This window comes from Arsukibacterium tuosuense, assembly GCF_900215315.1.
Taxonomy (GTDB): domain Bacteria; phylum Pseudomonadota; class Gammaproteobacteria; order Enterobacterales; family Alteromonadaceae; genus Alishewanella; species Alishewanella tuosuense.
On record NZ_OBEB01000001.1, the window covers coordinates 97,277 to 111,065 of the forward strand.

Here is a 13,789-nt window from a genome sequence, read left to right on the forward strand (position 1 = left end):
ATAAGGAATATCGATGTCTTGTAACACGCCTGTTGTTGTTGCGCTTGACTATGCCAATCAAACTGAAGCACTTAATTTAGTGGCACAACTTGACCCGGCTTTATGTCGTTTGAAGGTTGGCAAGGAAATGTTTACTCATTTTGGTCCGGCTTTTGTCACTGAGTTGCAACAACGAAATTTTGAAGTTTTTCTCGATCTGAAATTTCATGATATACCGAACACGGTAGCCAAAGCGGTACAGGCAGCTGCTGATCTTGGGGTTTGGATGGTTAACGTCCATGCCAGTGGCGGAAGTAAAATGATGACCGCTGCCCGGGAAGCAATAGCGCGCTACGGCATTAATAAACCAAAACTTATTGCGGTGACCGTGCTGACCAGTATGGAACAAAGCGATTTAACTGAGCTGGGTATTACACTTAGCCCGGCACAACAAGTGCAGAAACTCGCCGGGTTGGCTGCCGCAAGTGGTTTAGATGGCGTAGTATGTTCTGCACAGGAAGCGGTTGCATTAAAACAGCAATTTGGTAATAATTTTCAATTAGTTACCCCTGGGATCCGCCCTGCTAGTAGCAGCGCTGATGATCAGAAGCGGATTATGACACCGGCGGCGGCAATTAAAGCCGGAGTAGATTATCTGGTGATTGGCCGGCCAATCACTCAGGCAACGTCGCCATTAGTGGCATTACAGACTGTGGTAAACGAAGTTATCAACGCCAGAGCCTAGTATTTATAACGACAGGAGGTTTTTTTGGATGCGATAAACCTCTCTATTTTGATTGGCGGCTTATTATTTTTCGTCAGTATTATTGCCACACTAATATCGGCGCGCTTAGGTGCGCCTATGCTGCTTATCTTTCTCATCATCGGTATGATAGCCGGCGAAGATGGCATTGTCGGCATTCAGTTTGATGACCCACAAACCGCGTTTCTGATAGGCTCTATTGCCTTAGTTATTATCTTATTTGACGGTGGTATGCGTACTCATCCGGAACGTTTCCGGGTGGCATTAGCACCAGCATCAATGCTGGCGACGCTGGGCGTTGTCATTACCTGTGGGGTAGTGGGGGTATCTGCCGCTTATTTGCTAAACCTTTCTTTCGTCGAAGGACTGCTGTTAGGCGCAATTTTAAGCTCTACCGATGCTGCTGCGGTTTTTTCAATATTCCAATCGCAACGGCTTAGAATTAAACAGCGAGTCGCCTCGACCCTGGAAATTGAGTCGGGTAGTAATGACCCGATGGCAGTAATGCTGACACTGACTTTGGTAAGTGTATTAGCCCAGGACGCCAAGCTGGACTGGATAGTATTAATATCATTTTTGCAGCAGGCTGTGGTTGGCGGCGCCATGGGGTACGGAGCAGGGCGGGTATTCGTATTTTTATGTCGGAAATTGCCGTTAAGTTTCGCTTTTTTCCCTTTACTGGCTGTAGCCAGTAGTATTTTTATCTATGCCATTACCAACAGCTTTGGTGGTAGCGGTTTTTTGGCCGTGTATTTAATGGGCTATCTGGTAGGTAATGCCAGACTGCCGCAAATTATTCATATCCTTCGAATGCATGATGGCTTAGCCTGGATAAGTCAGATAAGTATGTTTCTGATGTTGGGTTTGCTTGTCGTTCCCAGTAATCTGAAAGAGCATTTAATTGATGCGTTAATTCTGGCGGGCATTTTAATATTTATTGCCCGGCCACTTGCCGTGCTAGTCAGTTTAATTCCATTCCGCTTTCCTATTAAAGACCAGGTTTTTATCAGCTGGGTTGGTTTACGTGGCGCCGTGCCGATTATTCTGGCGTTATTTCCCTGGTTGGCCGGGGTTCCGAACGAACATCTATATTTCGACGTAGCCTTTGTCGTTGTGATTGTATCATTGGTTCTGCAAGGTTGGACGCTGGTACCTGTAGCCCGCTGGTTAAAACTTGAAGTACCGGGCGAATTAGAACCGGATCAGGCCATGCCGCTGGACGCAATCCCCAGCAAAGATGTAATGGAGGTATTAGCTTTTAATGTTGAAGAACAGTCACCAATCCGCGGTGTTTGTTGGCAGGATTTAAAGTTTAGCGTATCAGTACAGTTTCTCGGCATTATCCGGGATGGCGAATGGCAGTTACCTGACAAAGAACCGGTATTTAACAGCCGTGATACGGTAATGGTATTGGCAAAGCTGAAAGACGTGAAGAAAATAAGTGAAGTACTGGCCAGTGATGCAGACAGTTCAGGCTTAAGTAACAGTAACTTCTTTGGTGACTTCGTACTAAATGGCGAAGTAAGCCTTGCAGACTTAGATGCGTTTTATACCATCAATATGGCTGATCAAAACAAGCAGCAGAGCTTGTCATCCTATATCAGCGAGCGGTTTCACCGCCGTGTGGTAATAGGTGACCAGGTCAGGCTTGACCAATTAGTGCTGACGGTAAGGGAACTTGATGAAAATGGCCTTATAATTCAGGTTGGTATTAAGGCACTTGAACCCTGATTTTTTAAATTAGAGCCACTATATGGCTTGTGCCGGTGATAAGCTGATTGAGTACAACACAATACTAAAAGCGCCGCTGGTCTGGTCTGCCAGCATTACGCTGACATGGCTAACATCGGCAAGCCTGAGTTCTGGCAGATTAGTCACCAGCCGGCCACGATAGCGACCATTAAAATCAGCGGGTGTAAAATAGTAACTTTGCTTATCTTTAGTGCTGTTAAAGTCAGCAACATAGGCTACACCTTGCGGGATATAGGGCGTTTTCAATCTTAACTGATATTGTCTGCCATCAGCTGCAATGTTTAGCTTAATACTTCGGTAAATATGAGGAGCTAGTGCTTTTGCGAGCTTGAATTCAGCAGAAGCAAAACCACCATTGTTTGCCAGTGATAAGTTACCAAAGAAGCGCAGGCCTGCAGGCTCTGATACTGCTTTTACTGAACCTTCAGAACGTCCGCCCATAACAGTATCGTGCACCAGTTGCACCAGACTAAAGTGCTCCGGGTTGTAAAACTCCAGCGCTACTGTACCTGGCATTAATGCTGTTGCCGGTTGTTCTAAAGGCTCAGACTCAGCATTCATTGTAAGGACTCCAGATAACGTGAACAGAACATAGATTAGATAAACTCGCATGATAACCTCCGAAACTTTAAACCGGTATTAGGCAGTTCCGGTAATTAATTTTTATACGCTTAAGGGAAGGCTTCAGATCGAACACAGAGTCAGCTGGCCTTGGTATTAACTTTAAATCAGCTAATATTAACTGGCCTTAATATATAGCCGCTAATGTATATTATGTTAAATTGGATTATTAGCTGCCGTTTTTTTAAAAGAATTTTTTTCTCGCACTGAATTTAAAAGTTTACTTTGTCCAGTTTACGCTGCTCTCGACTTACCACGCAAAACTGATATTCCACAGGCTACTACAACAAATGCAAGAGACATATTGAGTGCCATCTCAACCGTCTTAATAAGTGCGGGGTTTTGCCCTGGAGTAAATTGTGCGTTACCTAAATAGTAATGCACCATAAGGTTTACCAGACTCATTCCTAAAAGATTGCCTATCGTTCGTGCAAGATTCATCGAAGCAGAAGCCACCCCTACTTCTTGAGGCCTAGCGTCTCCCATAATAGCGTTGTTGTTAGGCGTAGAAAATAAGCCAAATCCGATACCAATCAGTAGCAGCGAACTGGCAATATAAGCCACACTGGTTGCTGTGTTCATAAAGCTCAATACCAGTAATCCACAAGCAACAATTACACAACCCAAAGTAGCCACCAGCCTTGGCTGGAATCTGTCGGCTAGCTTGCCAGACAACGGGGCCATTATAGCCATCGAGAAGGCCTGAACCAATAAAACCTGCCCAGCATGGGAAGGACTCAGGCCTTTTACATATTGCAAATATAAACTCATCAGAAAAACCAGCGGAAAATTACTGGCATACATCAACAGTGACGTAGTCAATGACATAGAGAACACTCTGCTCTCGCGAAACATTTGTACCCGAATAAGCGGCCGATGACTTCGACTCTGATGCAAGATGAACAGCGCTAAACTGATAGCAGATAGTCCTAGCATCCCCCATCCCAAATTGTTGGGTAATATGCTTAAACCGTAAACTAAGGTTGCAGAGAATAATGCAAAAATACCAGTTCCCCACCAATCGTATTTAGTTTTCTCATCATTCTTCCATTCACCGGTCAGGCGCATTTTAATTAACAGTAGAAGTGCAAGGACGATCGGTACCTGAAAGAAAAACACCGAGCGCCAGCCCCACAGTTCCGTAAGCCAGCCTCCAACTGCTGGCGCAATGGTCAATCCAACATAAATACATGCTGCAGTGATCCCTAACGCTGCCCCCCTTTTGTAAGAAGGGGTAACTGATGTAATGATTGCAACACCAGTACCAAATATCATCGACGCTGCAGCTCCTTGTACAAATCGCCAAAACAGGATCCACTCAATGCTGGAGCCAACTCCACACATAAAAGAAGAGAAGGCGTTTAAGGCCAGGCCGTAAGAATAGATGCGCTTTCTTCCATAGTTGTCTGCTAATTTTCCAGCAGGCAGCATGAAGATTACACTGCTCAAGATAAATAGTGTCGGTAGCCACGAGACCATCTTGGCATTTGCCTGTAAATCAGCTGCCAAATCTGGAATCGCAATATTTACAGAAGCCATTCCCAGAGGCCCAATAATGGAGCCCAGACAGACAATAATTAAGGCGAATTTGGCGACCGCAGCGTTTTTACTGGAATTTTCTGGCACTGGCAAAAGAGGAAAAATCCTTATGACAAAATTAGTTTGCGATCATACCCAAGGAACAGTTCAAGTACATGGATAAATATCGATTATAGCTAAAATAAAACGTCATTTATCCTAAAATCAAAATACATGATATGGTGATTACTATACTTTGATGGAGCGGGCTGTTAAGGCTTAAATCCTAACTGATGACCATAAGATGGCTACTTTTAACCCTGCTCTGCTGGCCTTTGTTATGGTGGCAAGGTAAGCGGGTATGCAAATTAGCATTGCGCTTGCCTGAAGCTGCCGGGCGGCGCAGTGGTATGTTGGGCAACGGCGAATCGCTCCGCTTATTGATATGTGGTGATTCGGCCGCTGCGGGTGTGGGTATTGAGCAGCAACAACAGGCTTTTTCCGGGCAATTAGTTGAGTTACTGGCAAAGCAGTACCAGGTGAACTGGCAGCTAGCCGCGAAAACCGGGCTTGATAGCATTGGGTTAAACAACTTATTACACCAGCTTTATGCCCATAATAATGCGGTTTACCGGCTAGATGTGGTCGTGGTGTCAATTGGCGTAAATGATGTTACTGCACGTCGCAGCAAGGCTGAGTTTAAACAGCAGATCAGAGCATTATTAACCAGACTGGCCACTGATTTTACAAATCCTTACGTGCTATTTAGCGCCATACCTCCGATGCAGGATTTCACTGCCTTGCCCTCGCCCCTTAATTATTGGCTAGGTTTAAAAGCCAGTATACTTAACCAGGCTTTGGCTGCCGAATTAAAGCACTGGCCAAAAGCACAAATGGTTAATAGCGAGACTCCTTTAACAACCGATCTGCTGGCAGCAGATGGCTTTCATCCCTCAGCCAAAGGTAGCGGCATCTGGGCACAGATGTTAGCGCAAGCTATCCTTAGTAAATAATGAAAACTCGACTTATCTATACTATGACGTGTTGACGTTTGCTGGTTTTTTTTGCAGCTGATAAACAGGAAAGATTAATGGTCAAAACTGAACCTAAGCAGCCGCCCATCACATCTGAAAAACAGCAATCCCTTGCTGATACAGGCGTTTTGAAAGAGCTTACCCCTGCTGCAATTGCTCAAACTACTGTTAAACAGCGGATGCTTGCTGGGCAGCAGTCATTAGAAGTAGTGCTGGAAGATATTATTAGTCGCAGTGTTGATGATGCCGATGCTGAAACTATTGCCGGTTTTAGCGCACAGTTCAGAGCAATTTTACAAGGTGCATCACCAGATGATATCGCGTTGCTCGGTAAGTCTTTGCGACTGGAGCATCTGAACAAACAAGCAACGAATAGCGTTGAGCTTGATACTGAGCGCTTTGCCAATGACAGTGACAGCCCCTACCCTTATAAAAACCGCTTGCAGCGTAAAACTTATGAAAAGCAGAAATATGATTTACAGGTTGAGTTATTAAAGCTGCAACACTGGCTTAAGGATACCGGCACCCGTCTGGTTGTGCTGTTTGAAGGACGTGATGCCGCCGGCAAAGGTGGTACCATTAAACGCTTTATGGAACACCTTAACCCTCGTGGTGCGCGAGTGGTAGCTTTGGAAAAACCGACGCATGTTGAACAGGGACAGTGGTATTTTCAGCGCTACGTTCAGCATTTACCTACGGCCGGCGAAATTGTCCTGTTTGACCGCTCCTGGTACAACCGCGCCGGGGTGGAGCGGGTAATGAATTTTTGTACCGAACAGCAATACCATAACTTTATGCAGCAGGTACCTGATTTTGAGAAAAGTCTTACTGACTCGGGGATCCATCTGATTAAGTTTTGGTTTTCAGTCAGCCGTGCAGAGCAAAAAAGACGTTTTCTGGAGCGTGAATCACACCCGCTTAAACAGTGGAAATTAAGCCCGATTGACCGGGCCTCACTTGACCGCTGGGATGACTATACCAACGCAAAAGACGCGATGTTTGCCAAAACCAACAGTCAACATGCGCCCTGGATAGTGATTAAATCTGATTGTAAGAAACGTGCCCGCTTAAATGCGATGCGCTATGTATTGCAGCAATTTCATTATGCCAATAAAGATCTTAAGCGCTTGGGAACACTTGACCCATTGATTATTGGTGGCGTGACCGTTGGTAACTAATACTAAGTAACAGAGATTTTAAAATAGATATGAATATGGATTCTGACTTACCGTTTTCACAAGCATGTGAAAATAACAAATCACCTATTTTAACTGTGCTGCAGCAGGCTTTTGCCGGCTGCAACAACGTACTGGAAGTCGGTAGCGGTACTGGCCAGCATGCGCTGCATTTTGCTGAGCATTTACCGCATCTGTGCTGGCAGGCGTCTGATCAGCCGGTCTATCTTCCTGCGTTAAAAGAGCGCATCCGTCGTGCCGCGTTACCAAATTTGCCGCTACCGCTACCGTTAGATATCTGCACAGATCCGCCTCCAGTCGTTGTGGCAGAAGGCTTATTTACTGCCAATACCCTGCATATTATGCCCTGGCCGGTGGTTAATCACTTTTTTAGTCGCCTAAGTGAATTGACTGCAGCACGGGCCAGTTTATGTATTTATGGCCCTTTTAATTACAATGGTCAGTTCAGCAGCGCCAGTAACCAGGCGTTTGATGCCAGTTTAAAAAGTCGCGACCCGGCAATGGGCATCCGGAATAGTGAGCAGGTGTTAATGCTGGCGCAGCAGCAAGGCTTTAATTTACAGCAGGATTACGCCATGCCAGCCAATAATCGCTTACTTTGGTTTACTAAAACCCTGCAGGGCTAAGTAACTTTGTTCTTCACTGCGTATGCTGGTTTTGAGTACTCACCACTTTGCACCAACTCCGCCAGCGTGGTTACTGCCTGCCAGATATCCACATACCTTAAATAAAGTGGCGTAAACCCCAGCCGCAGAATATCCGGCGCCCGAAAATCAGCAATTACCCCATGCTGAATCAGTGCCTGACACAAGGCATAAGCAGCAGGGTGCTGATAAGCCAGCTGACTACCCCGCTCTGCCCGCCGTATTGGTGTCAACAGCGTCAGCTGTTTTAAACTATTGTGTTGCTGCACCAGTTGCTGGAAACAGTTACTAAGCGCCAGTGATTTCAGGCGCAGCTGCGCCATATCAACATCTGCAAACACATCCAGCGCCGCATCTAACACGCTCATTGATATTATTGCCGGCGTGCCGGTTAAAAACTGACTAATACCCGGCGCTTTCTGGTACTGCTTATCAAAACTGAAAGGCGAGCTGTGCCCCATCCAGCCAGACAATGGCTGCCGCACAGCATTATGATGACGTGTCGCCGCATAAATAAAGGCCGGGGCGCCCGGGCCGCCGTTAAGATACTTATAACCACAGCCTATCGCAAAATCTACCTGACAGGCATCGAGTTCAATGGGTAATGCACCGGCACTGTGTGCTAAATCCCAGATAACCAGAATACCTTTGCCGTGCGCCAGTTCGGTTAGCCGCTGCATATCGAGTAAGCGGCCGCTACGAAAGTCAACCTGGGTTAACATTAGTACGGCGACTTCTTCGGTTAATGCCTGGCGCAATAACTGGTCATTCTCGCTATCCTCTACCAGTTTTAAGCGGCAATTTTGCTCACCCAGTAAACTGGCCAGGCCCTCAACCATATAAAGATCGGTCGGAAAATTACCAGCCTGAGATAACACCACCTTGCGGTCTGGCTGCATTAACATGGCACTGCTGAGAACTTTAAATAAATTGACCGAGGTGGAATCGCAACAAATGACCTGACCACTGGCCGCACCCACTAAACGGGCTATCTTTTCCCCGACATTCCCGGGTAAGTCAATCCAGCTATGCTGGTTCCAGCTTTTAATTAAATCCTGTGACCATTGCTGAGCCAACACCTGTTGCGCACGCTCTGCCGCCATTCTGGGCATGGCGCCAAGCGAATTTCCATCCAGATAAACCGTATTTTCTGGCAAAACAAAAGCATCCCTTTTAGCCGCCAGAAGATCCTGACTATCCCAATGTTGTAATAATTGCCGGCTTAATGGGCTGGTGTTTGTTTCAAAAAATTCCAGGGGGTTAGTCACTGTGCAAAAAGCTCCTGCAAGGTTTCAATAAACTGCTTATACGCCAGTGTGTGCGGATGGATCCAATCAAAATGGCCGGCGTTGGTTATTGTTTTAAATGACAAACCACTGGCGCTGGCCTGAGTTAACGGCACAATACTATCTTCGCTGCCATGTAAAAGCAAAGTTGCCGGGTGCAGCCTTTGCTGTTGTGGGTTGGCCTGCTGATATCGTGCCGGCTGCTCAGTGGGGCTACCACCCATAAATTGGTTGGTTGCGCGCTGACAGCTGTTATCACCGCTGGCATAGGCAAACATATCGGTTATAGCTGCTAATCCGACTACAGCTTTTACCGCAGGTAATGCAGTGGCTTGTGGCTGAACATAACTATGGCCTCCCGCCAGCAAGGCCAGTTGTCCGCCTGCAGAGTGACCGGCGATTACAATATTGGTGTTATCTACTACAAAGCCATTAAGCCCGTTTTTGACAAAGCTAAGACCCTGCAACACATCATGCAAACTGCCCGGCCAGCCTCCACCCTCATCACCAATGCGTCGGTATTCTAACGACCAGACCGCAAAACCCTGTGCCGCGACTGCCTGACTAAACGCCCGGCTATGGCTGATATCATAGGCGTTTAACCAGCAGCCGCCGTGAATAAAAACCACAAGCGGTGCTTTTGTCTGTGATGTGGTTTGGATATGTGCTGTCTGCGGCAAGTATAAGCGGCCATACTGCAATGTACTCTCCCCGTACTGCAGCTTTAGACTGTTATCGGTATATGGCAAACTGAGCAGGCTGGCGTAGCTGACGTTGGCAAGCTTTGGCAGTTCAGTCTGATTTGTTGTTATTACCGGGTTTGGTTGATATTGAGCACAACCGCCAAGCAACAATGTTACCCCGGTTAAAAAGGTTATTAGTGGTTTATTCATACTGTTGGTCAGGCGCTAAGCTTATTGTTTAAACAGTGTATTAGCGCAATCGCAATCAGCATATTCAAATTTAATCTGGCTTAGTACTAAATTCTTTTTTCACAGCGCATGATATGGCTTGAGTTAATGGCAGCAGACGCCAATATCTTTTAACAAGATCATTTTCAGCCATTAACTATTATCCGGAGGCATTTATGAGTAATAGCTATACCCCACCCAAAGTCTGGCACCCCGATACCAAAAGCGGCGGCCAGTTTGCCAGCATTAACCGCCCGGTGGCCGGCGCTACTCATGAAAAGCTGTTGCCAACAGGCAAACAGCCCTTACAGTTACATTCGCTGGCAACACCCAACGGCGTCAAGGTAACTATTTTACTCGAAGAGTTACTGGAAGCGGGCTTCAGCGGCGCAGAATATGATGCCTGGCTAATCAGCATTAAAGACGGCGACCAGTTTGGCAGCGGTTTTGTCGAACTAAACCCGAATTCAAAAATTCCGGCGCTGCTTGATACCACAACAGGCAGCAGGGTGTTTGAATCTGGTTCAATTTTATTATATCTGGCTGAAAAATTCGGTGCTTTTATCCCTGCAGATCCAGCCAAACGAGCCGAAACGTTAAACTGGCTGTTCTGGCAAATGGGGAGTGCACCGTTTTTAGGTGGCGGCTTTGGGCACTTTTATGCTTATGCCCCGGAGAAACTTGAGTACCCGATAAACCGTTACGCCATGGAAGCCAAGCGTCAGCTTGACTTGTTAGATAAGCAACTGGCTCAGCATGAGTATATTGTCGGCGACGACTACACTATTGCCGATATGGCGATCTGGCCCTGGTATGGTGCCCTGGCGTTGGGTCGACTGTACGATGCAGCAGAGTTCTTACAGGTACAGGACTACCCTAACCTGCAGCGTTGGGCGAAACAGCTCGATGCCCGCCCGGCGGTACAACGCGGGGTAATGGTTAACCGCAACTGGGGTGATGGCCCGCAGTTGCCAGAGCGCCATAGCAGTGACGACTTTGCCAGCCTTGAAAAACATGTGCGTTAAGGTTCGGGCAACACTTACCAACCCGTGACGGTCTGGGCCGATGTGGCCCAGATATACGTTACACCTATGCCCACAGACCAGCCACCATTATCAACGACTAAGGGGCTGCGACGATTCCTGGCCATGGTTACTGTCTCATAACGGGCAAAACCAAAACCGCGCCATTTGGATGAAAACTTTTTACTTATTGCGCCGGATACCCGTAGCGCTATCAGCCCGGGTTGGGCATCAAATTCTGGCCGCCCGGCATTGGCATACTGACCCGCCACCTGATAGAAGCGATCGGTAAGTTTCTCACTACCAAACAGCGCACTGACGCCAAAGGTATAGCTTAACTCAGCCGCAGTGGTAACATCTGCAAAAAGTGCCGGTTCAAAGCTGACACCACTGTAACGCATACCCTCTTCAATATCGAACACGGCCCGAACCGGCAAATCAAGGCGCAGCCGGCTGCCCCAGATATTATCGCTGATAGTCCAGCGCAATCGCGGGCCAGCTTCGACCAGGGTGCCAAGTTCTGGCATGCCATCACGCTGGGGTATATCACTTTCGGACGAACCCAGCGCTGCGGCAAAACCGACATCCAGCTCAAGGGTGTCACTTTTATAAGCACGCAAGCCAACATTATCACGATCTGCGCGCAAAAAATCGCCGCGGTAAATCAGGTAGGGCAGCACAAAATTGCGTTGCACCTGCTCGCTTGAACCCGGATACGCCAGTTGTTCAATGCTCAGGCCTATTATGCCCGCCTCCCATAGCGGCAATTCGGTGGCGGGCTCGGCTTTTACTACAGCAGCAAACACACCGGCAACCAAAACCGTACCGACCAGTTGTAACTTTTTTATAGGCTTAACCATGCTTTTCCTGTTTAGTAACAAACTGTTGGAGATAAGGTTCAAGCAACTGCCTTATATTAACCCTGGCGCCTAATCTTGCCGCCAGTAAATATAAACCAGCAATTTTACGATGCAGAAACAGCGCATCAGCGGGCGGGCTGTGCCAATAATTTTGCTCCATACTTAACGCTGTGCCTGCCTGGCGCAGGCGGATTGCTAAATCACTGCTACCAAAATCGAAGACGTCGTTACAGCGCAACGGCTCGCAAGCTAACTCCACTAAATGTAATACCGCTGTTTTTTGTGCAGGCAAAATGGTCTGGCTGAAAAAACCAATCGTTGTCAGCGCATTTTCCATAGCCAGTCGATCATCCTGACAGGCGCTGTTAAATAAAGCCCGATAACCGTCACTGATTTGTTCCGAGTAATCCCGGCACGCACCAAAATCCAATAATACCAGCTGCTGGCTTTGCGGGTTATACAGGTAATTAGCGAAATTGGGGTCAGTTTGTACCAGTCTGAACTCGAATAACTCGCGAAAGAACAAACTGAACATCAGCCCAAGTACCCTGTCCCGCTCTGCCTGCGGCGCTGTGTGCAGGTTTTCAATGGGCTCACCTGCGACAAAAGACATGCTAAGGATATTTGCAGTACTTAGTTGTGGGTATACCTGCGGCAGCAAATAAGCGGTGTCAGCTGCCAAATGCTGACGATAACGTTGCATATAGACGGCCTCCTGCAGGTAATCAGCTTCAATTTTTAATTGTTTTTTAGCCTCAGCCAGTAAACTTTGATATTCAACTCCAGCAGGGATCAAGCCGCTTATTTTCAGCAGCGACGCCACATTGTCCACATCACTGTCGATACTGGTTTTTACACCGGGGTACTGAATTTTAACGGCCAGTTTATCGCCGTTATCATGATAAGCCTGATGTACCTGACCTATTGACGCGGCGGCCATTGGTTTAAAGCTGAAATCAGCAAAGTGCTGCTGCCATTGCTCGCCCAATTCCTGCCGCAGCACCATGGACAATTGTTTAAATGGCATCGGGTTGGCATTGGCGCGCAGCCGGGCCAGCAGTTCCGTCAGTTCTGCGGGTAGTAAATCACCAGCATCCATCGACAACAGCTGGCCCATTTTCATTGCCGCACCGCGCATATGGGCCAGTTTGTCAGCAACCCGCTTAATATTCGCCGGGGTCAGCAGCATAGTTTTGCTGTCTGGACGATTGCCCTGCGCCAGTTGTCTGACACCCTCTGCCAGCATACCGCCGGCAACCTTTGTAGCAAGTGATGCCAGACCGCCAAAGCGGCTTAGCCGGTTGGTTGGTACCTGAGATGAATTGTCAGTCATTATGTCCCTTGGATAATAGACAGATAACTGAGTTACGCAGCAGGCTCAGGATAAGCTCAGTGACAACCGGAATAATTCAGCCGTGTTAGATCAGGAGGCTGCCATTTGCTCTGCCGCAACCGCCTGCTTTTTTATTTCCTGCTGTAATTCAACGGGTAACTTCAGCTGTTTCGCCAGCTCATTCAGGTAACTACGTTCCATAAAACTTTCCTCGTCAATAACCAGTACACTGACCAGATACATTTCTGCGGCGATTTCCTGGCTGCTGGCAGCTGAGGCGATAGTCACAGGATCCAGGGGCTTTTGCAGTTCAGCATCAATCCAGCGTAACAAACTGGCGTCGCGGGTAAATTTCGCCACTTCAGCATCAATAATTTCCCGCTCCCGGTCATCAATGTGACCATCAGATTTGGCCGCCGCGATAACTGCAATCAGAATTGCTTTAGTGTGCATTTCAACGTCAGCTTCCGGAACCCGATCTATCGTTGCCGGACTGTAGTTCTGCGATTGCTGATTTTGCTGTTGCTGGTTCTGCTGCCAGTTGCTGTAGGCTTTATAGGCGACAAGGCCAAGTGCTGCCATGCCGCCATATGTTAATACTTTCCCGCCTAGTTTGCGGCCTTTTTTGCTGCCGAGCAGCAGGCCCAGGGCGCCACCTGCCATGGCCGCACCGCCTTTACCTGACAACATACCGCTAAGCCCGCCCATAGCTGTCGAACCGCTGGTTCTGTTGCCACCCGCAGTACTATTGCCAAGTAAACCCGAGCCTGATTTTAATAATTGGTCTAATAAGCCTTTTGTATTCATATTGGCACCTTATTATTTTTTTTGAAATCAGAATATTGATACTAAAAAACCAAATAAATTCAC

At 47.4% G+C, this 13,789-nt stretch carries 13 protein-coding genes; 6 read left to right on the forward strand and 7 right to left on the reverse strand.

Annotated elements, in window-relative coordinates:
• Positions 1–13 precede the first annotated feature (13 nt).
• Both pyrF and CRO03_RS00435 read left to right on the forward strand, forming a co-directional pair.
• Positions 14–724 (forward strand): orotidine-5'-phosphate decarboxylase, encoded by a 711-nt coding sequence (gene pyrF / locus CRO03_RS00430; protein ID WP_097109620.1) that lies wholly within the window; start codon positions 14–16, stop codon positions 722–724.
• 24 nt (positions 725–748) lie between these two features.
• Entirely contained in the window at positions 749–2,473 is a 1,725-nt protein-coding gene (locus CRO03_RS00435) for a potassium/proton antiporter (protein WP_097109621.1), read from the forward strand.
• A gap of 18 nt (positions 2,474–2,491) precedes the next feature.
• On the opposite strand, the gene CRO03_RS00440 is transcribed toward CRO03_RS00435, so the two are convergent.
• Together CRO03_RS00440 and CRO03_RS00445 are read right to left on the reverse strand one after the other, a co-directional pair.
• On the reverse strand, positions 2,492–3,055 hold the full coding sequence (locus tag CRO03_RS00440; RefSeq protein WP_170948903.1) for a CIA30 family protein: 564 nt from the start codon (positions 3,053–3,055) through the stop codon (positions 2,492–2,494).
• Between the two features lie 294 nt (positions 3,056–3,349).
• On the reverse strand, positions 3,350–4,741 hold the full coding sequence (locus tag CRO03_RS00445; RefSeq protein WP_097109623.1) for an MFS transporter: 1,392 nt from the start codon (positions 4,739–4,741) through the stop codon (positions 3,350–3,352).
• Positions 4,742–4,926: 185 nt separating this feature from the next.
• Here CRO03_RS00445 and CRO03_RS00450 point away from each other — a divergent pair, with 185 nt between their 5' ends.
• The 3 genes from CRO03_RS00450 (at position 4,927) to CRO03_RS00460 (ending at position 7,489) form a co-directional block, all read left to right on the forward strand.
• Positions 4,927–5,646, forward strand: coding sequence for an SGNH/GDSL hydrolase family protein (locus CRO03_RS00450; protein ID WP_097109624.1), 720 nt, complete (start codon positions 4,927–4,929; stop codon positions 5,644–5,646).
• Positions 5,647–5,723: 77 nt separating this feature from the next.
• Positions 5,724–6,845: a polyphosphate kinase 2 gene (ppk2, locus tag CRO03_RS00455; RefSeq protein ID WP_170948904.1), complete on the forward strand. Its 1,122-nt coding sequence runs from the start codon at positions 5,724–5,726 to the stop codon at positions 6,843–6,845.
• 35 nt (positions 6,846–6,880) lie between these two features.
• Positions 6,881–7,489 carry a DUF938 domain-containing protein gene (locus tag CRO03_RS00460; protein WP_245861363.1) on the forward strand — a complete coding sequence of 203 codons (609 nt, stop codon included), beginning with the start codon at positions 6,881–6,883 and terminating at the stop codon, positions 7,487–7,489.
• Here CRO03_RS00460 and kynU read toward each other — a convergent pair.
• A complete protein-coding gene (gene kynU / locus CRO03_RS00465) occupies positions 7,486–8,775 on the reverse strand; it encodes a kynureninase (protein WP_097109626.1) in 1,290 nt (429 codons plus the stop codon). The two genes, CRO03_RS00460 and kynU, sit on opposite strands and share 4 nt — an antisense overlap.
• Positions 8,772–9,686: an alpha/beta hydrolase gene (locus CRO03_RS00470; RefSeq protein ID WP_097109627.1), complete on the reverse strand. Its 915-nt coding sequence runs from the start codon at positions 9,684–9,686 to the stop codon at positions 8,772–8,774. Before CRO03_RS00470 ends, kynU begins: the two co-directional genes overlap by 4 nt.
• 194 nt (positions 9,687–9,880) lie before the next feature.
• On the opposite strand from CRO03_RS00470, the gene yghU reads away from it, so the two are divergent.
• Entirely contained in the window at positions 9,881–10,729 is an 849-nt protein-coding gene (gene yghU / locus CRO03_RS00475) for a glutathione-dependent disulfide-bond oxidoreductase (RefSeq protein WP_097109628.1), read from the forward strand.
• A 14-nt stretch (positions 10,730–10,743) separates the two neighbouring features.
• Here the strand turns inward: yghU and CRO03_RS00480 are convergent, their stop codons facing one another.
• The 3 genes from CRO03_RS00480 to CRO03_RS00490 all read right to left on the reverse strand — a co-directional run bounded on the left by CRO03_RS00480 (position 10,744) and on the right by CRO03_RS00490 (position 13,726).
• On the reverse strand, positions 10,744–11,586 hold the full coding sequence (locus tag CRO03_RS00480; RefSeq protein WP_097109629.1) for a MipA/OmpV family protein: 843 nt from the start codon (positions 11,584–11,586) through the stop codon (positions 10,744–10,746).
• Entirely contained in the window at positions 11,579–12,919 is a 1,341-nt protein-coding gene (locus CRO03_RS00485) for an ABC1 kinase family protein (protein WP_097109630.1), read from the reverse strand. Before CRO03_RS00485 ends, CRO03_RS00480 begins: the two co-directional genes overlap by 8 nt.
• A 90-nt stretch (positions 12,920–13,009) precedes the next feature.
• Positions 13,010–13,726, reverse strand: coding sequence for a tellurite resistance TerB family protein (locus tag CRO03_RS00490; protein ID WP_097109631.1), 717 nt, complete (start codon positions 13,724–13,726; stop codon positions 13,010–13,012).
• Between the last annotated feature and the right edge of the window lie 63 nt (positions 13,727–13,789).